25 protein-coding genes and 2 pseudogenes are annotated in these 25,394 nt (G+C 53.7%); 11 read left to right on the forward strand and 16 right to left on the reverse strand.

The window, feature by feature from the left end; translation table 11 throughout:
- The first annotated feature begins 27 nt into the window (after positions 1 to 27).
- The 5 genes from cysK (at position 28) to SYMBAF_RS08350 (ending at position 5,428) form a co-directional block, all read left to right on the forward strand.
- On the forward strand, positions 28 to 996 hold the full coding sequence (cysK, locus tag SYMBAF_RS08330) for a cysteine synthase A (RefSeq protein WP_040265053.1): 969 nt from the start codon (positions 28 to 30) through the stop codon (positions 994 to 996).
- A 394-nt stretch (positions 997 to 1,390) separates the two neighbouring features.
- Positions 1,391 to 1,648: a phosphocarrier protein Hpr gene (gene ptsH / locus SYMBAF_RS08335; RefSeq protein WP_040265052.1), complete on the forward strand. Its 258-nt coding sequence runs from the start codon at positions 1,391 to 1,393 to the stop codon at positions 1,646 to 1,648.
- A 47-nt stretch (positions 1,649 to 1,695) separates the two neighbouring features.
- Positions 1,696 to 3,423, forward strand: a complete 1,728-nt coding sequence (ptsI, locus tag SYMBAF_RS08340; RefSeq protein ID WP_040265050.1) for a phosphoenolpyruvate-protein phosphotransferase PtsI — start codon at positions 1,696 to 1,698, stop codon at positions 3,421 to 3,423.
- A 57-nt stretch (positions 3,424 to 3,480) separates the two neighbouring features.
- Positions 3,481 to 3,990: a PTS glucose transporter subunit IIA gene (crr, locus tag SYMBAF_RS08345; RefSeq protein ID WP_040265049.1), complete on the forward strand. Its 510-nt coding sequence runs from the start codon at positions 3,481 to 3,483 to the stop codon at positions 3,988 to 3,990.
- 118 nt (positions 3,991 to 4,108) lie between these two features.
- The gene (locus SYMBAF_RS08350; protein ID WP_040263633.1) at positions 4,109 to 5,428 is read left to right on the forward strand and encodes an IS4 family transposase; all 1,320 of its coding nucleotides are present in this window, start codon (positions 4,109 to 4,111) and stop codon (positions 5,426 to 5,428) included.
- Between the two features lie 114 nt (positions 5,429 to 5,542).
- On the opposite strand, the gene cysM is transcribed toward SYMBAF_RS08350, so the two are convergent.
- From cysM to SYMBAF_RS08385, 7 genes are all read right to left on the reverse strand, one after another.
- Positions 5,543 to 6,424: a cysteine synthase CysM gene (cysM, locus tag SYMBAF_RS08355; RefSeq protein ID WP_040265131.1), complete on the reverse strand. Its 882-nt coding sequence runs from the start codon at positions 6,422 to 6,424 to the stop codon at positions 5,543 to 5,545.
- A gap of 87 nt (positions 6,425 to 6,511) precedes the next feature.
- Positions 6,512 to 7,600, reverse strand: a complete 1,089-nt coding sequence (cysA, locus tag SYMBAF_RS08360) for a sulfate/thiosulfate ABC transporter ATP-binding protein CysA (RefSeq protein ID WP_040265048.1) — start codon at positions 7,598 to 7,600, stop codon at positions 6,512 to 6,514.
- Entirely contained in the window at positions 7,590 to 8,465 is an 876-nt protein-coding gene (gene cysW, locus SYMBAF_RS08365; protein ID WP_040265047.1) for a sulfate/thiosulfate ABC transporter permease CysW, read from the reverse strand. The genes cysA and cysW overlap by 11 nt, the downstream gene beginning before the upstream one ends.
- Positions 8,458 to 9,297, reverse strand: coding sequence for a sulfate/thiosulfate ABC transporter permease CysT (gene cysT, locus SYMBAF_RS08370; RefSeq protein ID WP_040265046.1), 840 nt, complete (start codon positions 9,295 to 9,297; stop codon positions 8,458 to 8,460). Before cysT ends, cysW begins: the two co-directional genes overlap by 8 nt.
- On the reverse strand, positions 9,298 to 10,320 hold the full coding sequence (locus tag SYMBAF_RS08375; RefSeq protein WP_040265045.1) for a sulfate ABC transporter substrate-binding protein: 1,023 nt from the start codon (positions 10,318 to 10,320) through the stop codon (positions 9,298 to 9,300).
- A gap of 344 nt (positions 10,321 to 10,664) precedes the next feature.
- Positions 10,665 to 11,252, reverse strand: a complete 588-nt coding sequence (locus SYMBAF_RS08380) for an RpoE-regulated lipoprotein (RefSeq protein WP_040265044.1) — start codon at positions 11,250 to 11,252, stop codon at positions 10,665 to 10,667.
- A 73-nt stretch (positions 11,253 to 11,325) separates the two neighbouring features.
- Complete coding sequence (locus tag SYMBAF_RS08385; protein WP_040265043.1) at positions 11,326 to 11,751, reverse strand: GNAT family acetyltransferase; 426 nt, start codon at positions 11,749 to 11,751, stop codon at positions 11,326 to 11,328.
- Positions 11,752 to 12,100: 349 nt separating this feature from the next.
- Here SYMBAF_RS08385 and hemF point away from each other — a divergent pair, with 349 nt between their 5' ends.
- Together hemF and SYMBAF_RS08395 are read left to right on the forward strand one after the other, a co-directional pair.
- Positions 12,101 to 13,021: an oxygen-dependent coproporphyrinogen oxidase gene (gene hemF / locus SYMBAF_RS08390; RefSeq protein ID WP_040265042.1), complete on the forward strand. Its 921-nt coding sequence runs from the start codon at positions 12,101 to 12,103 to the stop codon at positions 13,019 to 13,021.
- Positions 13,021 to 13,473 carry a YaiI/YqxD family protein gene (locus SYMBAF_RS08395; RefSeq protein ID WP_040265130.1) on the forward strand — a complete coding sequence of 151 codons (453 nt, stop codon included), beginning with the start codon at positions 13,021 to 13,023 and terminating at the stop codon, positions 13,471 to 13,473. The genes hemF and SYMBAF_RS08395 overlap by 1 nt, the downstream gene beginning before the upstream one ends.
- Positions 13,474 to 13,782: 309 nt before the next feature.
- On the opposite strand, the gene SYMBAF_RS08400 is transcribed toward SYMBAF_RS08395, so the two are convergent.
- The 7 genes and pseudogenes from SYMBAF_RS08400 to SYMBAF_RS08425 form a co-directional block, all read right to left on the reverse strand.
- Positions 13,783 to 16,896, reverse strand: a complete 3,114-nt coding sequence (locus SYMBAF_RS08400; protein ID WP_082026919.1) for an inverse autotransporter beta domain-containing protein — start codon at positions 16,894 to 16,896, stop codon at positions 13,783 to 13,785.
- Positions 16,897 to 17,297: 401 nt separating this feature from the next.
- Positions 17,298 to 17,414 carry a transposase domain-containing protein gene (locus tag SYMBAF_RS08405; protein WP_082026918.1) on the reverse strand — a complete coding sequence of 39 codons (117 nt, stop codon included), beginning with the start codon at positions 17,412 to 17,414 and terminating at the stop codon, positions 17,298 to 17,300.
- Entirely contained in the window at positions 17,399 to 17,512 is a 114-nt protein-coding gene (locus SYMBAF_RS18410; RefSeq protein WP_160289793.1) for an IS66 family transposase, read from the reverse strand. Before SYMBAF_RS18410 ends, SYMBAF_RS08405 begins: the two co-directional genes overlap by 16 nt.
- Before the next feature lie 12 nt (positions 17,513 to 17,524).
- Positions 17,525 to 17,854: an IS66 family insertion sequence element accessory protein TnpB gene (tnpB, locus tag SYMBAF_RS08415; RefSeq protein WP_152609101.1), complete on the reverse strand. Its 330-nt coding sequence runs from the start codon at positions 17,852 to 17,854 to the stop codon at positions 17,525 to 17,527.
- Positions 17,848 to 18,009 (reverse strand): annotated as a pseudogene (locus tag SYMBAF_RS18415) (hypothetical protein); the annotation flags it as partial. The pseudogene SYMBAF_RS18415 and the gene tnpB, both read right to left, overlap by 7 nt.
- A 339-nt stretch (positions 18,010 to 18,348) precedes the next feature.
- Positions 18,349 to 18,582, reverse strand: a pseudogene (locus SYMBAF_RS08420) (transposase); the annotation flags it as partial.
- Positions 18,548 to 18,970 carry a hypothetical protein gene (locus SYMBAF_RS08425; protein ID WP_152609100.1) on the reverse strand — a complete coding sequence of 141 codons (423 nt, stop codon included), beginning with the start codon at positions 18,968 to 18,970 and terminating at the stop codon, positions 18,548 to 18,550. The gene SYMBAF_RS08425 and the pseudogene SYMBAF_RS08420, both read right to left, overlap by 35 nt.
- A gap of 893 nt (positions 18,971 to 19,863) precedes the next feature.
- Here SYMBAF_RS08425 and SYMBAF_RS08430 point away from each other — a divergent pair.
- Genes SYMBAF_RS08430 through SYMBAF_RS08445 form a run of 4 tightly spaced genes read left to right on the forward strand, consistent with a single transcriptional unit; the run spans position 19,864 to position 22,236 of the window.
- The gene (locus SYMBAF_RS08430) at positions 19,864 to 20,253 is read left to right on the forward strand and encodes an ArsC family reductase (RefSeq protein ID WP_040265040.1); all 390 of its coding nucleotides are present in this window, start codon (positions 19,864 to 19,866) and stop codon (positions 20,251 to 20,253) included.
- Positions 20,250 to 21,377, forward strand: a complete 1,128-nt coding sequence (dapE, locus tag SYMBAF_RS08435) for a succinyl-diaminopimelate desuccinylase (protein ID WP_040265039.1) — start codon at positions 20,250 to 20,252, stop codon at positions 21,375 to 21,377. The genes SYMBAF_RS08430 and dapE overlap by 4 nt, the downstream gene beginning before the upstream one ends.
- On the forward strand, positions 21,374 to 22,048 hold the full coding sequence (locus tag SYMBAF_RS08440; protein ID WP_040265038.1) for a M15 family metallopeptidase: 675 nt from the start codon (positions 21,374 to 21,376) through the stop codon (positions 22,046 to 22,048). The genes dapE and SYMBAF_RS08440 overlap by 4 nt, the downstream gene beginning before the upstream one ends.
- Positions 22,049 to 22,050: 2 nt before the next feature.
- Positions 22,051 to 22,236: a YpfN family protein gene (locus tag SYMBAF_RS08445; protein WP_006708763.1), complete on the forward strand. Its 186-nt coding sequence runs from the start codon at positions 22,051 to 22,053 to the stop codon at positions 22,234 to 22,236.
- A 43-nt stretch (positions 22,237 to 22,279) separates the two neighbouring features.
- On the opposite strand, the gene SYMBAF_RS08450 is transcribed toward SYMBAF_RS08445, so the two are convergent.
- Positions 22,280 to 24,292, reverse strand: coding sequence for a tRNA(Met) cytidine acetyltransferase TmcA (locus SYMBAF_RS08450; RefSeq protein ID WP_040265125.1), 2,013 nt, complete (start codon positions 24,290 to 24,292; stop codon positions 22,280 to 22,282).
- A gap of 50 nt (positions 24,293 to 24,342) precedes the next feature.
- Complete coding sequence (ypfJ, locus tag SYMBAF_RS08455; RefSeq protein ID WP_040265037.1) at positions 24,343 to 25,209, reverse strand: KPN_02809 family neutral zinc metallopeptidase; 867 nt, start codon at positions 25,207 to 25,209, stop codon at positions 24,343 to 24,345.
- Positions 25,210 to 25,394: the final 185 nt, after the last annotated feature.

Consider the following 25,394-nt stretch of genomic DNA (forward strand, 5'->3'; position numbering starts at 1 on the left):
ATTTTCATAGAGTTAAAGAACAAACTTATGAGCAAAATATATGAAGATAACTCTTTAACCATCGGACATACACCGCTAGTTCGTTTGAACCATATCGGCAACGGGCGCATTTTAGCCAAGATTGAATCACGCAACCCAAGCTTCAGTGTCAAATGCCGCATTGGTGCCAATATGATTTGGGACGCTGAGCAACGCGGTATCCTGACCACTGGCAAAGAGCTGGTAGAGCCAACCAGCGGCAACACCGGCATCGCACTGGCCTTTGTTGCTGCGGCACGCGGCTATAAGCTGACGCTAACCATGCCGGAAACCATGAGCATTGAGCGCCGCAAGCTACTCAAAGCACTGGGAGCTAACCTGGTGTTAACCGAAGGCGCAAAAGGCATGAAAGGTGCCATCACCAAAGCGGAAGAAATCGTTACCACTGATCCAGACCGTTATATTATCCTACAGCAATTCAGCAACCCGGCTAACCCGGCGATCCATGAGAAAACGACTGGCCCGGAAATCTGGGAAGATACCGCTGGTACGGTAGACGTATTTATCTCCGGCGTAGGCACTGGCGGTACCCTGACTGGTGTCAGCCGCTACATCAAGCACACCAAAGGCAAGGCAATCACCACGGTAGCGGTGGAGCCAAGCGACTCTCCGGTGATCAGCCAGGCGCTAGCTGGCGAAGAGCTGAAACCAGGCCCACACCAGATCCAGGGTATTGGTGCAGGCTTTATTCCAGGCAACCTTGATTTGGCTCTGGTGGATCGTGTCGAGCAAATCAGTAACGATGAGGCCATCAACATGGCGCACCGCCTGATGAACGAAGAAGGTATTCTGGCAGGGATTTCTTCCGGTGCGGCAGTGGTGGCGGCGGTAAAACTGGCCGAAGAAACCGACTTCGCCGACAAAACCATCGTGGTGATCCTGCCGTCTTCCGGCGAGCGCTATCTCAGCACCGCTTTGTTCGCTGGTTTATTCACCAAACAAGAATTGCAGCCATGAGGCTCACAAAGCACAAAAAGTTAAAAAAAGCGCCTTTCAAGGTGCTTTTTTGTGGGCTGGATCAAATTTTATAGCAGTCAAAGATTGATTTTGTGCGCTGGCTTTAGTATTTAACGGTGCATTATTTCGATGTGCAAAATTAATCGCCCTTTTTTTTGGCTTAGGGCTGAATCGTTTTACTTGTTTGTCGCCGAGGCACTAGAACAGGCATAATAGGGATTGGTTGAAACGACGTCAAAAATCAAATTTTCTGGTTTACAGTGCCTAACGTGTCGTTTTCTGTTGCATCAACACTTGCCGTAGTCAGGCGCTAAAACCAGAGAAACTAGACTCATGCTCGTGGGCTAAATTTTAGTACCACAACAATTACTTCTAATAAGTTGGGGAAATATCAATGTTTCAGCAAGAAATTACTATTACTGCTCCGAATGGTCTGCACACCCGCCCTGCCGCTCAGTTCGTAAAAGAAGCCAAAGGCTTCACCTCTGACATCACCGTGACTTCTAACGGTAAAAGCGCCAGCGCCAAAAGCCTGTTTAAACTGCAAACTCTGGGCCTAACTCAAGGTACCATAGTGACCATCGAAGCTACTGGTGAAGATGAGCAGAAAGCCGTTGAGCACTTGGTAAAACTGATGGCAGAGCTTGAGTAATTGGCCCGTCTTTGTTACTTAACACCAGTCAAGAGTAAGGTAGGGTTATGATTTCAGGCATTTTAGTATCACCAGGTATCGCTTTTGGTAAGGCTCTCCTACTGAAAGAAGATGAAATTGTCATCAACCGAAAGAAAATCTCTACAGATCATGTAGAGCAGGAAGTCTCACGTTTTCTTTCTGGCCGCGCCAAAGCATCTGAACAGTTGGCAGTGATCAAGGCCAAAGCAGGCGAAACCTTCGGCGAAGAGAAAGAAGCAATCTTCGAAGGCCACATCATGTTGCTGGAAGACGAAGAGCTTGAGCAGGAAATCATAGCCCTAATCAAAGATGAACATGTCACTGCCGATGCAGCGGTCTACACCGTGATCGAAAGCCAAGCGCATGCGTTGGAAGAGTTGGACGACGAATATCTGAAAGAGCGTGCAGCCGATGTACGCGACATCGGCAAGCGCCTGCTGCGCAACATGCTCAGCATGCCTATCGTCGATCTGAGTACTATTCAAGACGAAGTGATCCTAGTGGCCACCGATTTGACCCCGTCTGAAACCGCACAGTTAAACCTGAAAAAAGTGTTGGGCTTCATCACTGATCTAGGTGGCCGCACTTCGCACACCTCCATCATGGCACGCTCTCTAGAGCTGCCAGCCATTGTGGGCACCAGCGATGTGACCAAGCAGGTGAAAACCGGTGATTACCTGATCCTGGATGCGATTAACAACAAGATTTACGTTAACCCCACTGCTGAAGTTATCGATCAGTTAAAAACCGCCCAGAGTCAGTACATCACTGAGAAAAACGATCTAGCTAAGCTGAAAGATCTACCCGCGATTACGCTAGATGGCCATCAGGTTGAAGTTTGCGCCAATATCGGCACCGTACGCGATGTTGCTAGTGCCGAGCGCAATGGCGCTGAAGGCATCGGCCTGTATCGTACTGAATTCCTGTTTATGGATCGTGATACGCTACCGACTGAAGACGAGCAGTTCCAGGCTTACAAAGCCGTTGCGGAAGCCATGGGTTCGCAGGCAGTGATCATCCGTACCATGGACATCGGCGGCGACAAAGACCTGCCGTACATGAACCTGCCGAAGGAAGAGAATCCGTTCCTTGGCTGGCGCGCCATCCGCATCGCGATGGATCGTAGAGAGATCTTGCACGCCCAGCTACGCGCCATCCTGCGCGCTTCAGCATTCGGTAAATTGCGCATCATGTTCCCGATGATTATTTCCGTGGAAGAAGTGCGCGATCTAAAAGACGAAATCGACAAGTTGAAAGCACAATTACGCGAAGAAGGTAAAGCGTTCGATGAAGCCATCGAAGTGGGTGTGATGGTGGAGACACCCGCCGCAGCGTCAATTGCCCACCATTTGGCAAAAGAGGTTGATTTCTTTAGTATTGGAACAAATGATCTCACCCAATATACTCTGGCAGTCGATCGCGGCAATGAGATGATTTCTCATCTTTATAATCCGTTATCCCCGTCAGTGCTTGGCTTGATCAAACAAGTTATTGATGCATCGCACGCAGAGGGGAAATGGACGGGCATGTGCGGTGAACTGGCTGGCGATGAACGTGCTACACTACTGTTATTAGGCATGGGGCTGGATGAGTTCAGTATGAGTGCGATCTCAATCCCACGCATCAAGAAAATCATTCGGAATACCAATTTTACAGATGTGCAAGCGCTGGCAGCGCAGGTCTTGGCACAGCCAACAGCACAAGACCTAATGAATTGCGTGAATATATTCATCGAAGAAAAAACGCTCTGCTAAACTTCCACAGTACTGGAACGTGGGAGCGCAGCCCAATTTAATGCTTAGGAGAATATCATGGGGTTGTTCGATAAACTGAAATCACTGGTTTCTGATGACAAGAAAGATACGGGTACTATCGAGATCATCGCCCCCCTTTCTGGCGAAATCGTCAATATTGAGGATGTGCCGGATGTCGTATTCGCTGAAAAGATCGTTGGTGATGGTATTGCCATCAAACCTTCCGGCAATAAAATGGTTGCCCCTGTTGACGGCACTATCGGCAAAATTTTCGAAACCAACCATGCTTTCTCTATCGAATCCGACAACGGTATTGAGCTGTTCGTGCATTTCGGTATCGATACCGTTGAGTTGAAAGGCGAAGGCTTTAAGCGTATTGCTGAAGAAGGCCAGCATGTCAAAAAAGGTGATATCATTATCGAGTTCAACCTGCCCGTGCTGGAAGAGAAAGCCAAGTCAATCTTGACTCCAGTTGTCATCTCCAACATGGACGAACTCAAAGAGCTGATTAAACTTTCTGGCAATGTTATTGCCGGCGAAACCCCGATCATCCGCATCAGAAAGTAATTGTCAATCAGCATAAAAAACGGCGCTTAAAAATGTAATGCCGATCAGTTAAGGATCACTTGAACGATCCTACCTCTGTGTGAAAATCCGTAATCTCCCTGAGATTACGGATTTTTTTATGTTACTGAGTCAGGCGCTTGATGCCGTTCTTAAATTCTCTCCTAAAGAGTTTGCTGCACTGTCTGATTTGCTCTCACCTGAGCTTATCGATGAGTGCCTGGCTGATACCGGGGTCGTGACGCTTCGCAAGCGCCGTCTCCCCATGGAGATGATGGTCTGGGCTGTCGCCGGTATGTCCTTGTTCCGCTCATTTTCCATGAATCAGTTGGTTTCACATCTCGATATTATGCTGCCGGGTAAGCGTCCTTTTGTCGCACCCAGCGCCGTGGTACAAGCCCGTCAGCGGCTCGGGGAAGATGTGGTTAGACTGGTTTTCGAGAAAACACGCCAACTCTGGTTCGAGAAAACACCGTTATCCCACTGGAACGGTCTGACATTGATGGCTGTAGACGGCACTCTGTGGAGAACACCGGACACGCCGGAAAATGATGCTGCTTTTGGACGAACAGCTAATGAGTATGCCCAGTCCGACTGGCCACAGCTGCGTATGGTCTGTCAGATGGAAGTGACCAGTCATCTGTTATCCGGTGTGAGCTTTGGCAGCGTGTCAGAAACCAGCGAAGTTGACCTTGCCGCTCAATTGGCCGGGCAGACGCAGGACCACTCACTGACGATACTGGATAAAGGCTTCTATGCACTCGGGTTGCTTCACCACTGGTGGTCATCAGGAACAGAAAAACACTGGATGATCCCACTGCGCAAAGGCGCGCAGTATCAGGTGCGCGAGAAGCTGGGTGCAGGACATGAACTGGTCGAACTCAGCTTACCCCCTCAGGCCCGTAAGAAATGGAAAGATGCGCCTCAAACACTGACGGCGAGGTTGATAAGTAAAGAAATCAACGGAAAAACAATACAGATCCTGACGTCAATGTGCGATCCGTTACGTTACCCTAAAGCTGATATCGTTGACCTTTACGGGCAGCGTTGGGAAATCGAGCAGGGCTTCAGAGAAATGAAACAGCATCTGTTGCAAAATGAACTGACGCTGAGAAGCAGAAAGCCAGAGCTAATAAGACAGGAACTCTGGGGTGTAGTGCTGGCTTATAACCTGCTGAGGTTCATGATGGCACAGATGGCTTACAGCCTGAAAAACGTGGAGCCTTACCAGATAGGGTTTAAACAGGCTGCACTGTATCTAACAGCGCAACTGAGCATACTGCCAGCGGTGGCTCCGGGAAAGGTGCCGAAAGTGATGAATGAAATCCTGGCGATGGCTGAAAGCTTCGTCCTGCCAGCCCGACGGCAAAGACATTATCCAAGAGCGGTAAAAAAGAAGCCGCAACGTTACCCGTTGCGGCGTCCTCAAAAGCTTAACTGACAAGCATTACGCTTAAAAATGCCGTTTTTTATGCCTGCAATGTAGGGGAGATTAACCAATGCCCTTGCCGATGATTATCAGCGCTTCAGTTAAGCTACAGACCACATGCTGCGCTCAGTTGAACACCCCAGTGGAGATATAGCGATCGCCACGATCACAGATAATCGCCACAACCAAGCTACCAGGGTTGTCCGCCGCAATACGCAACGCGCCGGCCACCGCGCCGCCAGAACTAACACCACAAAAGATACCTTCCAGTTGCGCCAGCTGGCGCATCTTTTGCTCGGCATCACATTGTTCAATATTCAACACCTGATCCACCAGGTCTGGTCGAAAGATGCCCGGTCGGTAGGCCGGTGTCCAGCGGCGAATACCGGGAATGTTACTGCCCTGTGCTGGCTGCAAGCCGATAATCTGCACCTGCGGATCTTGGCTTTTCAAGTAACCGCCCACGCCGGTAACGGTGCCGGTAGTACCCATGCTGGAAACGAAATGCGTTATACGGCCTGCGGTCTGGTGCCAAATTTCCGGGCCGGTGGTGGAAAAATGGGCATATGGGTTGTCCGGGTTATTGAATTGATCCAAGACTTTTCCTTGCCCCTGCTGCTGCATTTCCAACGCCAGATCGCGCGCGCCCTCCATGCCTTTCTCGCAACTAACCATAATCAGTTCAGCACCGTAAGCGCGCATCGCCACCTGACGCTCCAGGCCCATGTTCTCCGGCATCAGGAGCTTTAGCCGATAGCCTTTTAGCGCAGCGATCATCGCCAACGCAATACCGGTGTTGCCGCTGGTGGCCTCGATCAGCACATCACCAGGTTTGATCGCGTCGCGCAGTTCCGCCTGCTGGATCATCGCCAGCGCAGCGCGATCCTTCACTGAACCTGCCGGGTTATTGCCTTCCAGTTTGACCCATACTTCACTGCCGGCTGCGGCGGCCAGCCGTTGCAGTTTTACCAGAGGGGTATTCCCGATACATTGTTCCAGCGTTGTCACAATCTTGTCCTGTGTGTTGAGGTACATAATGTAAAAAGGCAACCCCAGGATTGCCTTTAAAATGAAATTTATTAACCGTTAAAGCTATCAGGCGCTTTTGGCCAACGCAATAGGTTGCAGCAATTGATCGCCAGCATACAGGCGCGCATTGAGGCTACCAACGTAATAACGGCCACCGCGCACAGGCGTTGCATCACCTTCCGGCAACACCACGTTGAGCAACCCCTGATGCCAACCGATCGGTTGCACGGTCAGTTGCCAAAAGTGCCCCCGAGGACTCGCTTCCAACACCTGCACTGGCAGCGGGCAACGCTCAGTGCTCTCGCTAGCCACTTCTATTTCCCACGGACGCAGGAACAAATCAACGCTGCCCTGATACACCGGCTGGAACAACAACGGCCACTGGTACGCACCAACGAACAACTGTGAACCCCGGATTTCACCACTAAAGCGGTTCACTTCACCGATAAACTCCAATACGAAGCGACTCGCCGGTGCCCGTATAACCGCTTCTGGCAAACCAACCTGTTCAATATTGCCCTGGCTCATCACCACGATGCGGTCAGCCACTTCCATCGCCTCTTCCTGATCGTGAGTTACAAACACGCTGGTGAACTTCAACTCTTCATGCAACTGACGCAACCAGCGACGCAATTCTTTGCGCACCTGCGCATCCAGCGCGCCAAAAGGCTCATCGAGTAGCAGGATCTGTGGCTCCACCGCCAAGGCACGCGCCAGCGCCACGCGCTGTTTCTGGCCACCGGACAACTGCGATGGATAGCGGTTAGTCAAGTGGCTCAACTGAACCATCTCCAGCAATTGGGTGACTTTCTGTTTGATCGCCGCCGCACTCTGGCGTTTACGACGCGGCAACACGCTGAAACCAAAGGCGATGTTATCGAACACCGTCATATGGCGGAACAAGGCGTAGTGCTGGAATACAAAGCCCACGCGGCGATCGCGCGCATGCATATAGCTAACATCGGTACCGTGGAAGCCCAGCTTACCGCTACTTTGGCTCTCCAGCCCGGCAATAATGCGCAGCAACGTGGTTTTACCGGAACCCGATGGCCCTAGCAACGCCACCATCTCGCCGGAAAGAATATCGAGCGAGATATCATTCAATACCTTGGTACGGCCAAAGGATTTGTTAATGCCGTTAATCTCAATGCTCATGATTCGCCTCCCGTTCGAACCGTGCGTTCTGGCGTTCCAAACGCCATTGCAAAGCGCTTTTCAAAAACAGGGTCACTATCGCCATCAAGGTCAGCAACGCGGCAGCAGTATAAGAGCCTACGGCGTTGTAATCCTGTTGTAGCAGTTCAACCTGTAGTGGCAAGCTATAGGTTTCACCACGAATTGAACCGGATACCACCGAGACTGCACCAAACTCACCGATGGCGCGCGCATTGGTCAGCACCACACCATACAGCAGCGCCCAGCGAATGTTAGGCAGCGTGACGCGCCAGAACATCTGCCAGCCAGATGCACCCAGCATTATGGCGGCCTCGTCTTCCTGGCTACCCTGGCTGAGCATCATCGGCACCAGTTCGCGTACCACAAATGGGCAGGTGACGAAGATCGTCACCAACACCATGCCCGGCCAAGAGAACATAATCTGGATGCTATGCGTATTCAGCCAACCGCCTAGCAGGCCGTTGCTGCCGTAAAACAGCAGGTAAATCAGCCCCGCCACCACTGGCGATACGGCTAACGGGATATCGATCAGGGTCAGCAACAACTGGCGTCCTGGAAAGGTAAAACGTGTCACCAACCACGCCAGCAGTGTGCCAAAAATCAGGTTGCACGGCACAGTGAACAACGCGATCACAACCGTGAGCCAAATGGCGTGCAACATGTCTGGATCGATCAGGTTGCTCCATATCACGCCGATACCCTTGGAGAAAACCTCGGCAAAAATCGATACCATGGGCACCACCAGCAGTAACACCGAGAACAGCATACCGATGGCGATCAGCGACCATTTGGCCCAGTTGATACTGGGACGCTCGACAGCGTTGAAAGCGGAAATATCAGCCACCAGTTCCCCCGATGCGTTGACCAAAACGGCTTTGCAAAACGTTAATGCTAAACAGCAACAACAGCGACACTGCCAAGATCACCGAAGCGATAGCACTGGCTGCCGGGTAGTCGAACTCTTGCAGGCGCACAAAAATCATCAGCGAGGCTACTTCCGTCTTCCAAGCGATGTTGCCAGCAATAAAAATCACTGCACCAAATTCCCCCAGGCTGCGGGTGAAGGAGATAGCTGTGCCAGCCAGCAATGCCGGGGCCATTTCCGGCAGCACCACACGGCGGAAGCTCTGCCAACGGGTAGCCCCCAAAGTTTCGGCCGCTTCCTCATATTCCGCCCCCAGCTCTTCCAGAATCGGCTGAACGGTGCGCACCACAAACGGCAGGCTGGTGAACGCCATCGCCACCGCTATACCCAACCAGGTAAAGCTGACCTTGATATCGAAATGCGCCAACCATTGACCATACCAGCCGGAGGTGGAGAATAGCCCGGCCAGCGTCAAACCGGCCACCGCCGTTGGTAACGCAAACGGCAGATCGATCAAACCATCCAGCAGTGAACGGCCAGGAAAACGATAGCGAGTCAGTATCCAGGCCATCAGCATGCCGAACAGCGCGTTGAACAGGCTGGCAACACCCGCCGCCAGCAGTGTCACCTGATACGCTGCCACCACCTGAGGATTGGAAATCACCGCCCAATACTGCGCCAGGCTCATCTGCGCCAACTGCATCACCAGCGCGCTGAGCGGCAGCAACAGGATCAGGCAGGTGTAAAATAGGCTACTTCCGAGGCTAAGACCAAATCCAGGCAGAACCCGCTTCCCGGACCATGACAACATTTACTTATGTCCTGCCGCTAATAGCTGATCCAGCTCGCCGCCGGTGGAAAAATGGGTTTTCATTACTTGAGGCCAGCCACCAAATTGATCTTCCACCCGAAACAGCCGTGTGTCCGGGAACTGTCCCTTCACCGCTGCCATCGCTGTTGGATCATAGACGCGATAATAGAAGCGAGTGATCACCTGCTGCGCCGCTGGGCTGTAGAGGTAATGCAGATAATCCTTGGCGACCTGCATATTGCCATTTCTCTCAACATTTTTATCCACCCAAGCCACTGGGAACTCCGCCAGAATATCCACGGGTGGCACCATCACATCATATTTGTCTGCACCGTACTGCTGGCGAATGTTGTTTACTTCCGACTCAAAGCTGATCAGCACATCACCCAGGCCACGTTCAACAAAAGTGGTGGTCGCGCCACGACCACCAGTGTCGAACACCACCACATTTTTCAGCAGACGAGTCATAAAGGCACGGGTCTCGGCCTGATTGTTACCATCAGCCTGGCTAGCAGCACCCCAAGCGGCCAGATAGGTGTAACGGCCATTACCGGAAGTTTTTGGATTTGGGAACACCAGCTTCACATCGTCACGCACCAGATCGTGCCAAGTGTGGATGCCTTTCGGGTTGCCCTTGCGCACCAAGAACGCCATGGTGGAATAGAATGGCGAACTGTTGTTGGGTAAGCGGGACTGCCAACCAGCCGGGATCAGTTGACCACGGTCATGCAGGATCTGCACATCGGTCACCTGATTATAGGTCACCACGTCCGCACGCAACCCTTGCAGGATCGCCAGCGCCTGCTTGGAGGAACCAGCGTGGGACTGCTTAATCGTCAGTTTGTCATGCGGATGCTGCTGGTTCCATTGCTGTTCAAAGCCGCTGTTCAGCGCGGTAAACAACTCACGGGAAATGTCATAAGAGCTGTTCAGCAATTCCGCTGCCGACGCAGCACCGCTGGCTAACAGCGCGGCAGCCAGCCATCCTTTCAGCACGATATTTTTTACCGCAGTTTGTTTCATTATGCACCTTAGCTCGCTGAGTCAATTTATCCGGCTTTCATCTTAATGGAGTCAGTGTATTTATAACTCACTGCAGAGCTGTAACGCTTTTATATACCGTTTAGTGATTTTCAAGCATAAAATGCTATAAGGCAGGCGAGAAGCAGGTTTTCTGGGGGTGAATTTGTCACTGTCTATGGCGGGGATGATGTCTCACCAGCAACCAGCCCCCCCTTCCTAAAGCTAAGGTAGTGAGCGGTGACCTACCATCCACGCTTAGCATTGATAAAGCCAGTTTTTTGTAGGCGGTGTTATGCCTATCATTATTGGGTTCCTTCTGGCTAAGGAGTTCAGCGAGATTTCATTCAGACCTGTGGGTTAGCATGCCAGATAATCTTGCTGATGGCCCAGTTTTTCAGCGTGTCGTCCGGCGGGATGATCTCCTGCGAACCGGCCCATTTGCCGCTGAAAATGTAGGTGACATACTTGCTTTGCTCCGCTATACACGCCACCTTGCCAGCGTCTTCGTCGGTAGCAAGTTTACAGGCACCGAACGCCTTGCTGTACATATTGCTAAACGGCGTGCCAAGCTTGCTGCCCCATACGGTCACCACATTTTGATCCATGATCTCCACCTGCTGCACCCGGCCCTTGGGTTGACCAATAATCACCAGCTTCACTTTATCGCCGGACAGTGCCTGATAATAGGCAACGACCTGGCCATTGCGGGTCGCCATGCCGCCGCGTAGGCGATAGTTGCCGCCCAACCCAGCATTGATGGCGCTTTGCAACATTGGCGTGCTGGCGTTGAGATCGCCAACGCCCTTGGCGCTGACTTCAAGGTTGCTGCCCAACCCGTTGAACGGCCATCGGCTGGGCCAGGAAAAATTGGATAGGGCCGAACAGCCAGTGAGTAGCAGCGGCAACCCTAATAATAGTGGGCGAATATTCATCTTATTACTCTTTAACCTCAATGGTATAGGTTACGAGGAGCGCCCTGCCGCAATTCGCTGCCTGGGGCGCAACTCAGTATTCTTGATCTTCGATCAGTCGCTTACCCAGGCTGGCAATGTCCTGAAGCTCGTAACCGAGCTTTTCGTACATATCGACCACGCTGTCATTGTCTTCACTTACCATCAGTTGGATCTTTGGGCAACCACAGGCGATCAGCTTCTTTTCCAGACGGCTAATCAATGCGTTGGCAATACCACGCCCACGGTAATCAGGATGTACTCCCAGATAATAGGCCGAACCACGGTGGCCATCGTACCCCCCCATCACTGAACCCACCACCTCGCCACCCACTTCCGCCACCAAGAACAGATCAGCATCGTGATTCAGCTTACGCTCAATATCCATCTCCGGATCGTTCCATGGCCGCAGCAGATCGCACCGCTCCCACAGGGTGATGACCTCTTCAAAATCGTCTTGTCGAAATACGCGAATTTCCATCGATGTTGGCCGCTGTTAATTAAGGTGTTTATCTGATTATCGTGGGATTATTGGCATACGCAATACCAAACTGCAATTTCCCCCGCTATTTGGCCGTCCTGAAACGCTTCAATCATTACTCCAGCACACGGGTGCTGCCGCCAGCGGCGAATAAGAGCCTATCCCAGTAAACGTGTATTGTGGCAGCCCGTTTGCACAGGGACAGCACGCAACTACCGCAGCGTACACGGAGTACGTGAGGAGGGTGAGCATGGCCCAGGGCCAAAATGGTAAATAAAATAGTCTAATGAGAAAGGTTCTAAGGGTATACTCTGTGCCTTGTTTAGTTAAGCGCTATGAATAATCCCAGATGAGTATACTCGCCCTCGCTGAAGTAAAATCCTTCCTGCTGGCATTGCAGGATGGCATCTGCACGCAACTAGCCCAAGCCGACGGCAGTGCCGTTTTCACCGAAGACCAATGGACGCGTGAAGAAGGCGGCGGCGGCCGTAGCCGCGTACTGGCTAACGGCACGGTGTTCGAACAAGCAGGGGTAAACTTTTCCCACGTATCCGGTGCCACGCTACCCGCATCCGCTACCGCGCACCGCCCTGAACTGGCCGGGCGCAGCTTCCAAGCACTGGGGGTATCGCTGGTGGTTCATCCGCTCAGCCCTTACATTCCCACCAGCCACGCCAACGTGCGTTTCTTTATCGCCGAAAAACCGGGTGAAGATGCGGTGTGGTGGTTCGGTGGTGGCTTTGACTTGACACCATTCTACGGCTTTAAAGAGGACGCAGTACACTGGCACCGTACCGCCCAGCGGCTGTGCGCCCCTTTCGGCAATGAGGTCTATGCCAAATACAAAAAATGGTGTGATGATTACTTTTTTATCAAACACCGTAACGAAGCACGTGGCATCGGCGGCCTGTTCTATGACGACCTGAACACGCCAGACTTTAACCACTGCTTCGCCTTTACCCGCGCGGTAGGTGAAGGCTTCCTTGACGCCTATCTGCCAATCGTCGAAAAGCGCAAAACGCTGGGCTGGGGTGAGCGTGAACGCCAATTCCAACTGTATCGCCGTAGTCGCTACGTGGAGTTCAACTTGGTGTGGGATCGCGGCACACTGTTCGGGTTACAAACCGGCGGCCGTACCGAGTCGATTCTGATGTCGATGCCGCCGCTGGTACGCTGGGAATACCACTACCAACCGCCAGACGATAGTCATGAAGCGGCGCTGTACCGCGATTTCCTGCCAGTGCGCAACTGGCTAATGGATCCTGAATGATACAGATTTGGGTCGATGCGGACGCCTGCCCGAAGGTGATCAAGGATGTACTTTTCCGCGCAGCCGATCGCACTGCCATGCCGATAACGCTGGTGGCCAACCAGCCATTGAAGACACCACCGTCGAAATTTATTCGCAGCCTGCAAGTGGCGGCGGGTTTTGACGTAGCGGATAACGCGATCGTACACCGCTGCGAGAAAGGCGATCTGGTGATCACCGCTGACATCCCGTTGGCGGCACAGGTGATAGAAAAAGGCGCATTTGCGTTGAACCCGCGTGGCGAACGCTACACGCCCGATACTATCCGCGAGCGCCTCAACATGCGCGACTTTATCGACACCCTGCGCTCCAGCGGCATCCAAACCGGTGGCCCTAACGCGCTCAACCAGCGGAACCGTCAGCAGTTTGCCAACGAACTGGACAAATGGCTGCAACAGGTGAAACGCTCGTAGTGGCGCACGCCCTGCTATACAAACTGCAACGTTACGCTTACTTTGAGGCCATTCCTCGATAGCATTAAACATGCCCTAATCATGTTTTTAACCGGGAAATGAAAACGCCATTTAACCATCAATACCGACACTTCTGCACTATCCGCCCACTTTATACCCTAAGGATCTATCCCATTAGGCTTTAAGTGACTGGGGTGAGCGAGGAAAGCTAACGCACAGGCAACTTGAAGTATGACGGGTATAGATGTTTAAAGCCCCGTAAACAACCGGCCCCGTAGGGGCCGGTCAGAGAGAAAGAGCGGTTAAAAGTTAAAGTTCGATTCGACATGCAACAAGAACTTTATTATCCTCGTCACTGACGGCACTGATCCAGCCACGCCAATGACTCATAGCGATGACGTAATGTTTATTATCTTGATAGAGTTCAGATGACCAGGTTGTGTCAGTAGGAGCCATGGTGATGCCCAAATAAGTACTCTGATCACCCCATTCACTCCACAGCGAACCTATCGTACCACGGCGCTGGTTTTGACCTTCTGTCGCTGTTCCACCCAGTTGCAGGCGGGTGGGTAGACTGGCGCTCTGTTTGGCGCAGTAGCTGTTTGCATCAGGCCAGCTCATTCCGGTTGAATTGTAGATATACCAATCACTCAGCTTAAAGGCGTAGCGGGACACCCTGGCTGGGTTGTTCTTGGCGGTTGCCGTAATGGTCACCTCGTTGGCATTGCCCTTGTCGGTAAAGCGCACCACGCCGTCTGCCGATACCGCTGTCCAGTCTGGGGCGCTGGTGCTCCAGTTATAGTCCTGTGCAGCCCCACCGTTCAACCTGACAGTAAAGTACGCCCTCGTAAAGCCAGTTTTTGGGAAGCCGGCTGTTGGCGCAAATTCGTAGCCGTTCACCTGGATATCCTGCACAGCTGTCACGAACGCCTTCAGGGTCACGGTGGCATTCAGGTTGCCTACTGCTTTGCCATTAACCTGCGGGGTCACCTTGTAGCTGCCCGCCCGCGTTCCGCGCAATGTTGCCTGATATACCCCGTGGCCCTTATCCGTCACGGCGCTCAGGTTGACCTTATCGGTTGGCGTGCCGTCTGGGAGCATAAAGGTCACGTGGCTCAGCCCAGCGAGGGGGTTGCCATTGGCGTCCTGTGCGGTAAACGTCAGGGTGGCGCTATCCTGGCCGTCTGCGGTGATACTTTCGCGGTCGGCGACAAATTTTGAGTGCGCGCCATCCGGCGTTTGACCTGCCTTCAGGGTCACGGTGGCATTCAGGTTGCCTACTGCTTTGCCATTAACCTGCGGGGTCACCTTGTAGCTGCCCGCCCGCGTTCCGCGCAATGTCGCCTGATATACCCCGTGGCCCTTATCCGTCACGGTGCTCAGGTTGACCTTATCGGTTGGCGTGCCGTCTGGGAGCATAAAGGTCACGTGGCTCAGCCCAGCGAGGGGGTTGCCATTGGCGTCCTGTGCGGTAAACGTCAGGGTGGCGCTATCCTGGCCGTCTGCGGTGATACTTTCGCGGTCGGCGACAAATTTTGAGTGCGCGCCATCCGGCGGCGAATAGCTGATCACCACCTGTGCCGCGCCCAACGTCAGGTTGCCCAGCACCGGCGTCAACGTGATGTTTTCCGCCTCGCTTCCCGCTGTCACCGTCACTTGATAGACCCCAGCCTGCTTTTGGGTTACCGCCGAGACGTGGGCTGATTTCAGTGCGCTGACAGCCATGTGGATGTCGGCAAGCGGCATCTCTAGCGGCTGGCCTTGCATGTCTTTCAGCACCAGGGTCAGCAACTGGCTGCTTTTTCCGTCTGCCGTCAAGGTGCTGTGGCGGGGCGTCAAGGTGCTGCTGTTGGCGTCAATCAGTGGGGCTTGCACCGTTACCCGGGTTTCGCTCGGATCCGAGGTATTGCCCTGGCTGTCTACGGCGACACCGCTGACGGTGTAATGGTTGACGCCCGGTTTGAACTGATAGGCGGGCAACACCAGGCTATAGTCCTGGGCGCTGTCCTGAACGATTTTGCCGCCTGCTGCCAACAGCGCCGGGGCTGACCAATCGATACGCGCTAGCGCGTGACTGCTGGTGACCGAGACTTCCAGGGATTTTTTCTCCCCACCATAGCCGGTCACCTGCGATGCGGTATGCAGGCGGAGCAGTTCCTTCTTGCGGTACGCCAGGATAATGTTGTTATTTCTCTCCACCAGGGCGTAGTGGCTGCCTGCCAGGCTGCGCATTGCCGCCACGGCAGTGGGATTGATCTGCTGCTGCCATGGCATACCCAGTTGGTAGTGCATCTCGACCCCCAGCCGGGTGTCATTTTCTCCCGATTTCCCTTGACGCTGTGCGACGCTGAAGGCCAGCAGCGGCACCGGAGTGTATTCAATCCCGGCGGTGAAAGCATACGGGCTGCGTTGGCGCTGGTCTTTGCCAAACAGCGCTACCTCATCGCCGTGGTACTGCTCATAGCTTAGCCTGCCACCCAGTTGCGGCAGTGCCGGCAGCCACGCCTGGGCGCGGATGTCCCAACCGTTGGCCGGGCGCGCTTCATAATCCGTCAACTCAGGTGCGTCTCTCCAGCCGGTCAGGCGCTGATAGCCATTGGCGCTCAGTTTCAGGAAATCGTGCCAATATTCCACCCCCAGCCCGATACGGGCATGGTCACGCGACAGGTCATAATCAGTAAAGAAATTGGCACCGAGCATATAACGGGGCGCAAAGTGGCGCAGCCCGGCACCGAGGTTAAGCTGGGTACGCTCATCGGTGCGGTGCAGGCTGCCCTGGGAGAAGAGCAGGTTGTCGCCCTGGTCATACAGCGGAGCCAGCAGGTCAAACTGCGAGTTTTTCAGCGAGAAGTGCTTATCCGCGCCCAACTGCACACGGGCGGTGCCGAAGCGGCTCAGCCACTGTTGCAACTGACCACTGGCTGCGCCGGTCGCCATCCCGCGCGCCATGGCAGCGGCGGCCTCGCCGTTCGGGTGGTTTGCCAGGAAACTGCCTGCCTGTGATGCCACCCCGGCAACCCGTTGTGCCGGGTCATCGGCCGCTGGCGCTACTGCCGGTTCATCGTGCCACTGCACCTGCGGCAAGGGGGCGATGGGCACGTCGAGTTCATCGCCGGGTTGCAGGTGGTCAAAGCCATGGGCGAAGGTACGCAATTGATTAAGCTGGCGCAGTGCCGCCGGGGTGAGGTGGTATTTTTGCGCCACAGAGTCAACGGTTTCGCCGTCTGCCAGGCGGTAGGTCTGGGTGTGGAGCAGGGGCGGTGTGGGTGGGGAAGGGAAGACATGCTGACCGCTGTCTACGCCAGCGATGGCCGGAGTGAAAGCCACCGCCAGCGGCAAGGCTGCCTGAATAGCTATGGTAACCCAGGCCACCCGCCGCAGGCAAGACGAAGGAACATCACTACAAAAGAGTCTATTCTTCATTATATTCACCAGATAGATGGATAATAATTAGAAGCTTTCGTAATGGCTGGGTTTGCTATAAAAGAGACAGGGGACCCCCACTCCGGTAGTCGCGAGCCTAAACAGCCAATAAGCAGTGATGCATTATAAGTCGATCTGTATTTGAAAAATTTAAACGATCAATAAACAAATATTAATTTACTTCGTAACCGAACAGTGAACCGGCGTTGTGTAATTAAAATAATATAATAAGCGGGCGGATATTAACGTAACCGAACGGCGAACTCGCGTTATGTGATTAAAATAATGTAATAAGCGGGCGGATATTAACGTAACCGAACGGTGAACCCACGTTGTATGATTAAAATAATGTAATAAGCGGGCGGATATTAACTGAAGCTGTTTTCGGCGTAGGGTAATAGCTACTGGAGCCTATTGTAGGGCCAGGTGGGGAAGAGAGCCAACACATCACGCAACCAAACGTAAGGGGCGTGGCCGTTGAGCTTGGCGGTTTCCAACAGACTCAGAATAGCCGCCACAACTCGAAGAACTTGCGCCGAGCGTGCGCCAAACCCCCGGCGTCAACCGCCTGGCCGCTGTCGAACAACGTCTGGTAACCGGCATAACCGTCCACCACCAGGGTAGCGCACTAGCCCTCAAGCACATCGCGGGCATACTGACCACTGCGCCCCGGTTGGCAGTCATAAAACACTATCTCCCGCTCGGCACTCCGTGCGGTGATATAGGCCCATCGATAACCGTGGTGGCCCTGATGAAGACGGCGAAGACACCGCCAGCCTCCGTGCTTGTCCCAGCGCAGGACTTTGCTGCGTGAGCGTGCCTTGTTGCAAAAGACACAAGCGGCTTCCCCTTGCCAGGGTTGGTGCAGAGGGTCGGTAACGTATTGCGTCAGGGTATCGATACCCCGGCGCATATCGACCGGTTCCCGCGCCAGACAGATGTGCGGCGGCGTTAACATAGGGACAAGGCCTGCATCACGGCCGGCAACTGAGCGGGAAGACAGTTGACCGAACATTCGTTGGGGAGGTTGAGGGTCACCGTGTCGACGTCGTTATTCCCAGGCATAACCCGGCGTGCAGGAATAAAGGCTGCGGGAATAGCCACAGTAGCGTCATCGTGATGATGGTTGAGCCAGTAATAAAAGGTGGCCGGGTTGAAATCATGCTGCCGACATAGAGTGCTATTTAGTTAATCCGCTGTGTTGCCAGGCGTCGAGAGGCTGTTGCCGTTCACGGTGAGAATACCGTTTTACCATGCTTCACCTCAGGGACGTTGCATTGAGTGAGGGCAGCATGTGGCAGTAGAGTTTTGTTAACAATATGAGTTCGCCGGACGGTTACATGCTGCCAACAGAGAGGGCGGAGGGGAAAAGATTCATTGAAATCCCAATGAAATCATAGAATAACAATAAACTAGAGAGCGTTCATAATTCTGTGTCACGTTAAAAAATCATCACAACGTAATCACTTTATCGAGGCGACCCTCAAAATAAATCGCCAACTGAGACAATGTCAAATTCCAGCTCTGGATCGGCATTGTCCATTTTTCTTGTGCATTCATTAATCCTAGATAAAGTAGCTTCAACAGACTGTTTTCATTCAGGCATGCGCCTTTAGTTTTTGTCAGTTTCCTGAACTGACTGTGCACGGATTCAATCGCATTCGTCGTATAAATCACGTTTGGTATCGTCAGTGCTGGTTGCAACAGCGACCTTATTAGCGTATTCCCAAACGCAAACCGCATCTTTTAATTCATTAAAGCCAACAAAGTAAATATTGTAGTCACGCCCATCTTCCAAGCTTTCACTGACTTCCACAAAAAAACGCCAAACTGATGGTTTTCTAGCCCGCTCACTATACGACGCACCATCAAAATCCATTTCCATCTGGCTTTCGAGAATAAATTTTTCTCGCTGAACTGCTTCTGTACCAGATACCAATAATGTTGCTGGCTTTCGGGGGGCTTTATGCTCATCACGGGCAAACCGGAAGGGAAGCCCCTCAATCGACATAACTAACCGATTACTACCCTCACAGATAGTCAGCCAGCCATGTTCCAATGCAAGCAGCTTCAACTTATTTTTCTGTCTATCGAAACGCGTACAGCCTCGTGAATACCCAGAATCGTAGGTGGATTGCAGGTCATCTTAAGTTGTGTAACATTCTTCCAGCAACGCTTTTGCTAAGATATTTCAACGCTCTTCAGTAAGGACGTGTTCGAAGTGCTGAGGATGAGGGGTAGGCATTATTACTTGGCCTATTTTCCGTATTCGTAAAACGAAATTTATGGTGAAATCACGAATTAGTCAAACCGGAAACGGAAAAATCCTAGAATTTGTCAAGCCCTTTCAGGCTCTGCATTCAGGGCCTGATATTTATAAGTGGCGTGTAGTCATGTGTGGCTAATCTTGAACCGAATTGAAAAAGAACAAAGCCGTGTTTGGCTTCCCATGGTCACGAGCCGATTTCAATCCTTGCAACAGTCCGGTTTTGCACTCGGCTTGGTTCGGCATCGGGTTTTCGCTTGGTGAGCTGAGTGGTTTCCCCGTTCTTTCATCTGCCAGAATGCACCATCAGTTCGGTTGCTATCACGAAAGCATTGACGCCAATGTCTTCAATCGTTTTGTCGTCTAGCTCAAGGTTATGAGTTGCACAGTAATCTCGAGCCTGCTGAGGTTGGCGGCGATAACTATCCCCTTGAGCTTGACGAACATAGGAATACGCTTTAGGACTTCTCATAATAGTCCCTTTGCTAGTGAGGTGTGCCAGTAAACCAAGGATAAAAATTCAGATGAGATCACCTTGTCAAAAACGCGGCACTTTTAACAACATCCACAACCATTGATTTTTATCACATTAGCCATGATATAATTAACATAATGATTATTATAAAATTTCATTGAAGTTTTCACGCTTTATGATCGCCTGTATGCTACAAACCTAATCAGACAGAACACGGTGAACCATCATGACAAATCATGCAGAGCTTAAGCTCACCATGTACGGCCTTTCTCCTAAAAGCTGCGACACCATTAAAAAAGCCTGCCGCTGGCTGGAGGAACAAGGCATAGCCTATCAATTTCACGATTACCGCGCTGACGGGCTGGAGGAACAGCAGCTACGCGATTTTGTCGAGCGGCTAGGTTGGCAGCCACTGCTGAATACTCGCGGCACCACCTGGCGCAAGCTGGATGAAACGCAGCGTAACACCTGTGATAACGCCGATGCCGCCATCGCGGTGATGCTGGCGCAACCGGCGATCATCAAACGGCCACTGCTGGACGACGGCCAGGGGCACACCCTGCTCGGTTTCAGTCCCAATAGCTATCAGCAATTTATCTCCGAGGTCACCGCATGATTTGCCCGGTTATCGAACTGGCTCAACAATTGATCAAACGCCCTTCCCTCAGCCCACATGACGGAGGCTGCCAGCAATTGCTGATTGCGCGTCTGAAGGCGATCGGCTTTACCGTCGAAACGCTGGATTTCGACGATACTCAGAACTTCTGGGCCTGGCGCGGTGAAGGCCGAACGCTAGCATTTGCTGGCCACACCGATGTGGTGCCGGTCGGCGACGAGAAATGCTGGCACAACCCGCCGTTTGAACCAACCATCCGCGATGGCATGCTGTATGGACGTGGCGCTGCGGATATGAAAGGATCGTTAGCGGCGATGGTGGTAGCGGCGGAGCGCTTTGTTGCTGCCAATGCGACTCATCAAGGCCGGCTGGCGTTTCTGATCACTTCCGACGAAGAAGCCAGCGCCGCCCACGGCACGGTCAAAGTGGTGGAGGCACTAATGGCACGCAATGAGCGACTGGATTATTGCTTGGTCGGCGAACCCTCCAGCACTGACCGCGTTGGCGATGTGGTAAAAAACGGTCGCCGTGGTTCGATCACTGCCAGCCTGCGTATTCACGGCGTTCAGGGTCACGTTGCCTATCCACATCTGGCAGATAACCCAGTACACCGCGCCATACCAGCACTGAATGAGTTGGTGGCGATCCAATGGGATCAGGGCAACGAATTCTTCCCGCCGACCAGCATGCAGATCGCCAATATTAGGGCTGGCACCGGCAGCAATAATGTGATCCCTGGTGAGCTATGGGTGCAATTTAACTTCCGCTTCAGCCCTGAACTGACCGATGCGCTGATCAAGCAACGCGTTGAAGCGTTGCTAGAGCGCCACCAACTGAACTACAGCATCGAATGGCATCTGTCCGGGCAACCCTTCCTTACTGCACGCGGGGCACTGGTGGACGCCGTGGTCAATGCAGTTGAGCACTATTCTGAATTAACACCACAGTTGCTGACCACAGGCGGTACCTCCGATGGCCGCTTTATCGCTCAAATGGGGGCGCAGGTGGTGGAGTTGGGGCCGGTCAATGCCACCATCCACAAGGTTAACGAGTGCGTGAATGCCGCCGATCTGCAACTACTGAGCCGTATGTACCAACGCATCATGGAGCAACTGGTCGCATGATCACCACGGAAATGCTTACCGGGCGCTCTACCGAACACTTGGCACCACTCAGTGGCAACCACCGTCTACAGCCTGCTGCGGTGGTCGCATTCCTCGCCATGCAGCAGGCAGCGCAGGTGGCGGGATTCGATCTACAACCCGCCAGCACGTTCCGTGATTTCGCGCGGCAATTGGCGATCTGGAATGGAAAATTTTGTGGCGAGCGCCCAGTATTTGATAAGGTCGGCCAACCGATCGACGTCACACTGCTGTCCACCGCCGAGCGCTGTGAAGCCATCCTACGCTGGTCGGCATTGCCAGGTGCCAGCCGCCATCACTGGGGCAGTGATCTGGACGTGTACGATCCGTCACTGCTACCAGAAGGCCAAAAGCTGCAACTGGAACCTTGGGAATATGAGCAAGGGGGGAACTTCCACCCGCTCGATCAGTGGCTGACGGCACATATGGCGGAATTTGGTTTTTATCGCCCATTCAGCACAGCGGGTAACGGCGTGGCGGTCGAACCTTGGCATCTGAGCTACCGACCGCTGGCACGGAAGGCCGAACATCTACTGACGCCGGCGCGGCTGCTGCTGGCCTGGCAGAACCAAAAAGTGGCCGGTGCCGAATGGCTTGAACGCCATTTGCCATCAATATTTTCGCGTTTTATACGCCGTGAAGAAAAAGACTGAATATGCAATGGTTAGCAAATCACTGGTGGATTATGCTACTGATCCCGGTGGGGATGATCGTCAGCGCCGTCAAAGATCTACGGCGCGTGAACCTCAAAAGCTATCTGACCGACAAGCCAGAACTGCCGCCGCACCGCGATAACAACGCTCAATGGGACGACGAAGACGACTGGCCGAAAAAGAAATAACATCAACGCGCCGCATTCCAACCTCCTGTCTATCGCCGCTAAATCAACAACAACGGATGGTCCAAGCGCGCCACTGGTGGCAATGTTGAGCATCAAGCTGTGTCAATGCTTCCGCTACCTCATGCCGCCAGTGACGCAGTAGGGTTTTCTGACCACTGAGGCCCAACTGTATGATGCACTGCGCTGGCGTTTGCTGCCGTTGTAAATGCAGGCGCAATGCCGGTAGTGGCAGGCGACTGATACGTAGCAGTCGCTGTAGCGCTCCCAGGCTTGCCTCCAGCGGCCGATGGGCGAAGGCGAAACCAGCCAACTCGCGCCAATCCTCCTGCGCTAATTGTGAGTCGTCGCCATCAAAGGGGAGCACCAATTGCACATTGATGCGCTGCTGCAACCACTGCCAATCGCGCGCCAGGCGCTGATGTGCCGCCTGCCGCAGTGCCTCTCCCTGTTTGCTCAACGGCAGGATGGCCATGGCGGTATAGCATCCGCTGCGGCTCTCCAGCTTGCTGCCAATGCGCACCAACTCAAAGCCACAGGACTGCCAGAAGCGCCACAGTGGCTCAGTATAACCGAAGCTGACCGAGAGAAAATCCAGTCCCTGCACCTGTTGACGCTGTTGTGCTATCAAGCGGCGGGCGATACCCTGCCGCCGCAGTGCGGGCAGTACGGCAATGCGCGTAATGCGCCGTGAATGCAACATTGGTGCCCACCACTGGCCGCCGTGCGCCGCCAAAGACTGTGCTACCAAATTGCCACGCGGTCGCCGCCGCCCAGCCCAGACCCCATGCACCAATTCGGCGTTAAGGCCGCCTTCATCCACCAGCCATAGCGCACCGACTACCTCCTGCGCCATCTGTGCCAAAACAAAATGCATGCCGGGCGCATCCATCAGCCGACGTAAATCCAACGGCGAAGTACGGTAATGCGCACTACTCAATAAGGCATAAAAACACCGTAGCCGCTGCGGATCTGCACACAGCTCCCGCTGTTCGACCTGGCTGACGCTGATCTCCTGCTTAGTCGCCTGCCATTCTGGCAGTTCGTTGAACAGCAGCGCATTATTTATCACCCGTTCCAGCGAATCGTCCTGCGCCCAGCGCATCGGTTGTTGCAGGCTAAGCGAGCGAAACGCTGGCAACCCGGCGCAAAACTTGAGCAAAAAGCCGCGCCCGCTGCCTTCATACCCCTGCACCGTGGTGGTCAATAGCACCCGAGGAAAATAACTGACCAATTGTTGCAATAGCGGGCCAGGAATGGCGGCCGCCTCATCCACCAACAACCAACCCACTTGACCGACGTCCTGCCTACGGCAGTGCGCCAGCAGTGCATCGGGCGCCCAGAACTGCGCACGGCCTTGCGCCCATTCGCCCGCGACTTCGGTAGCTGCCCGGCTCGGCCCGGTGATCCAGCAACTCAGCGGTGAGTTCGCCACCAGCATACCCGCCAACGTTGATTTGCCGCGACCACGCGCCGCAGTCAACACCCAGATGCCGGATGTAGCCTTCAGCAACTGCCTCAACAGCGCCTGCTGTTCCGTGGAAGGGCGACCATCAGGTTGCCGCCAGCTAGCACGTTCAGCCAGCGGTGCCAGTACCAAAGCCTCACCCTGCTGCCACAGCGTCACCTCGTCGTCAGCGGCCAGTTGACGTTGCAGATGCTGGATAAAATGCGGGGTGGTAATTGGCTGCGATCCATCGCTCCAGCGCAGGCTGTCGTCATCCGTCAGTCGGTGCCACTGCCGCCACGGCGGCGTCAACAGCAGCAGCCAACTGCCAGCACGCAATGCGCCGGACAACACCGCCAGCGCTTCAACATCCAGCGTCTGCGTGGCGTCAAATACCGCATGCAGCCGCTCCTGCCCCAACAACTGACGCACCGCACCGCTCGCCAATGCCGACAAACCGGGTGGCGGGCGTGCGCCGATCCACGGCCAGTCGCCCGGTAGCGTAGCAGCCAGCCATTGCGCCTGCTGTCGGCACCATTCAGATTCACCGCTGATCACCAGCAGACGCCTGATGCCCTGCTGCTGCATACGCTGTTGCATTGCTTGTAACATCAGAGTCCAAACTGAAAACATGCCAGCCTCAGGTTGCGGCATAGGTTGTGCTAACGGGAGGCAAATGTGTTGCAGGTTTTGGGATCACCGCTGTCGAAGCCCTGTTTCAACCAAAAATAACGTTGCTGTGAGGTGCCATGAGTAAAGCTGTCTGGCACTACCCGCCCTTGGCTCTGCTGCTGCAAGCGGTCATCACCGATCGCTTGTGCGGCGTTCAGCGCCGCCTGCAAATCCCCGGCTTCCAGCATCTGCTGTTTCTCGGCGAATTTGCCCCACACGCCAGCGAAACAGTCCGCTTGTAGCTCCATCTTCACCGACAAGCGGTTAACTTCTGCCTGGCTGGCACCCTGCTGCATCTGGCGTACCATAGGTTCAATACCCAGCAAGTTCTGCACATGATGGCCGACTTCATGCGCCACTACGTAAGCCTGCGCAAAATCACCGCCAGCGCCCAGTTTGATTTTCATGTCTTGATAGAACGACAAGTCGATATACACTGTTTTGTCTGCTGGACAATAGAATGGCCCCATCGCCGCCTGGCCAGTACCACAACGGGTGCGCGTGACGCCGCGATACATCACCAGCTTGGGTGGCTGATAAATTTTGTCCATGCGTTGGAACACCTCATTCCAGTTATCTTCGGTCGATGCCAGCACCACCGAGGTGAATTTCGCTAGTTCATTGTCTTTCGGGCTGATATTGGTGCTTTGCGGCTGGCTGGACGCAACCCCATCTCCGCCGTTGAGCAGCGGCGATAGGTCGATGCCGTAGTAACCAGCCACCAACACCACCACCAGAATGGCAATACCGCCCTTACCACCTACCGGCACGCGGAACCCCCCTCCCGCGCCCAGATCTGAAGACTGCCCGCGACGATCCTCAACATTGTCACTTTCTCGACGCCCTTGCCAACGCATAATTCAACTCCAGATTAGGTTTTTTATAATGGTAGGAAACTCACTGAGTGATTACCATTATAAAGAGTCAGCGGTAATGTAAATGTAGAATTTTTCTGGCAGTGTGGAGAATGAATCCGGCAGTGGGGGCAGTCCAAGATTATCCTATTAGTCAGCCCCCCTTAGAGCCTACCCCAGTAGGCGTA

It is taken from the genome of Serratia symbiotica, assembly GCF_000821185.2.
Lineage (GTDB): Bacteria > Pseudomonadota > Gammaproteobacteria > Enterobacterales > Enterobacteriaceae > Serratia > Serratia symbiotica.

What these genes read in the sequence shown, in the direction of transcription:
- cysK (WP_040265053.1), top strand. Translation starts at nt 28, where the DNA reads ATGAGCAAAATATATGAAGATAACTCTTTAACCATCGGACATACACCG.
- ptsH (WP_040265052.1), top strand. Translation starts at nt 1,391, where the DNA reads ATGTTTCAGCAAGAAATTACTATTACTGCTCCGAATGGTCTGCACACC.
- ptsI (WP_040265050.1), top strand. Translation starts at nt 1,696, where the DNA reads ATGATTTCAGGCATTTTAGTATCACCAGGTATCGCTTTTGGTAAGGCT.
- crr (WP_040265049.1), top strand. Translation starts at nt 3,481, where the DNA reads ATGGGGTTGTTCGATAAACTGAAATCACTGGTTTCTGATGACAAGAAA.
- SYMBAF_RS08350 (WP_040263633.1), top strand. Translation starts at nt 4,109, where the DNA reads ATGTTACTGAGTCAGGCGCTTGATGCCGTTCTTAAATTCTCTCCTAAA.
- cysA (WP_040265048.1), bottom strand. Translation starts at nt 7,600, where the DNA reads ATGAGCATTGAGATTAACGGCATTAACAAATCCTTTGGCCGTACCAAG.
- cysT (WP_040265046.1), bottom strand. Translation starts at nt 9,297, where the DNA reads ATGTTGTCATGGTCCGGGAAGCGGGTTCTGCCTGGATTTGGTCTTAGC.
- SYMBAF_RS08375 (WP_040265045.1), bottom strand. Translation starts at nt 10,320, where the DNA reads ATGAAACAAACTGCGGTAAAAAATATCGTGCTGAAAGGATGGCTGGCT.
- SYMBAF_RS08380 (WP_040265044.1), bottom strand. Translation starts at nt 11,252, where the DNA reads ATGAATATTCGCCCACTATTATTAGGGTTGCCGCTGCTACTCACTGGC.
- SYMBAF_RS08385 (WP_040265043.1), bottom strand. Translation starts at nt 11,751, where the DNA reads ATGGAAATTCGCGTATTTCGACAAGACGATTTTGAAGAGGTCATCACC.
- hemF (WP_040265042.1), top strand. Translation starts at nt 12,101, where the DNA reads ATGAGTATACTCGCCCTCGCTGAAGTAAAATCCTTCCTGCTGGCATTG.
- SYMBAF_RS08400 (WP_082026919.1), bottom strand. Translation starts at nt 16,896, where the DNA reads ATGAAGAATAGACTCTTTTGTAGTGATGTTCCTTCGTCTTGCCTGCGG.
- tnpB (WP_152609101.1), bottom strand. Translation starts at nt 17,854, where the DNA reads ATGTTAACGCCGCCGCACATCTGTCTGGCGCGGGAACCGGTCGATATG.
- SYMBAF_RS08430 (WP_040265040.1), top strand. Translation starts at nt 19,864, where the DNA reads ATGACAAATCATGCAGAGCTTAAGCTCACCATGTACGGCCTTTCTCCT.
- dapE (WP_040265039.1), top strand. Translation starts at nt 20,250, where the DNA reads ATGATTTGCCCGGTTATCGAACTGGCTCAACAATTGATCAAACGCCCT.
- SYMBAF_RS08440 (WP_040265038.1), top strand. Translation starts at nt 21,374, where the DNA reads ATGATCACCACGGAAATGCTTACCGGGCGCTCTACCGAACACTTGGCA.
- SYMBAF_RS08445 (WP_006708763.1), top strand. Translation starts at nt 22,051, where the DNA reads ATGCAATGGTTAGCAAATCACTGGTGGATTATGCTACTGATCCCGGTG.
- SYMBAF_RS08450 (WP_040265125.1), bottom strand. Translation starts at nt 24,292, where the DNA reads ATGTTACAAGCAATGCAACAGCGTATGCAGCAGCAGGGCATCAGGCGT.
- ypfJ (WP_040265037.1), bottom strand. Translation starts at nt 25,209, where the DNA reads ATGCGTTGGCAAGGGCGTCGAGAAAGTGACAATGTTGAGGATCGTCGC.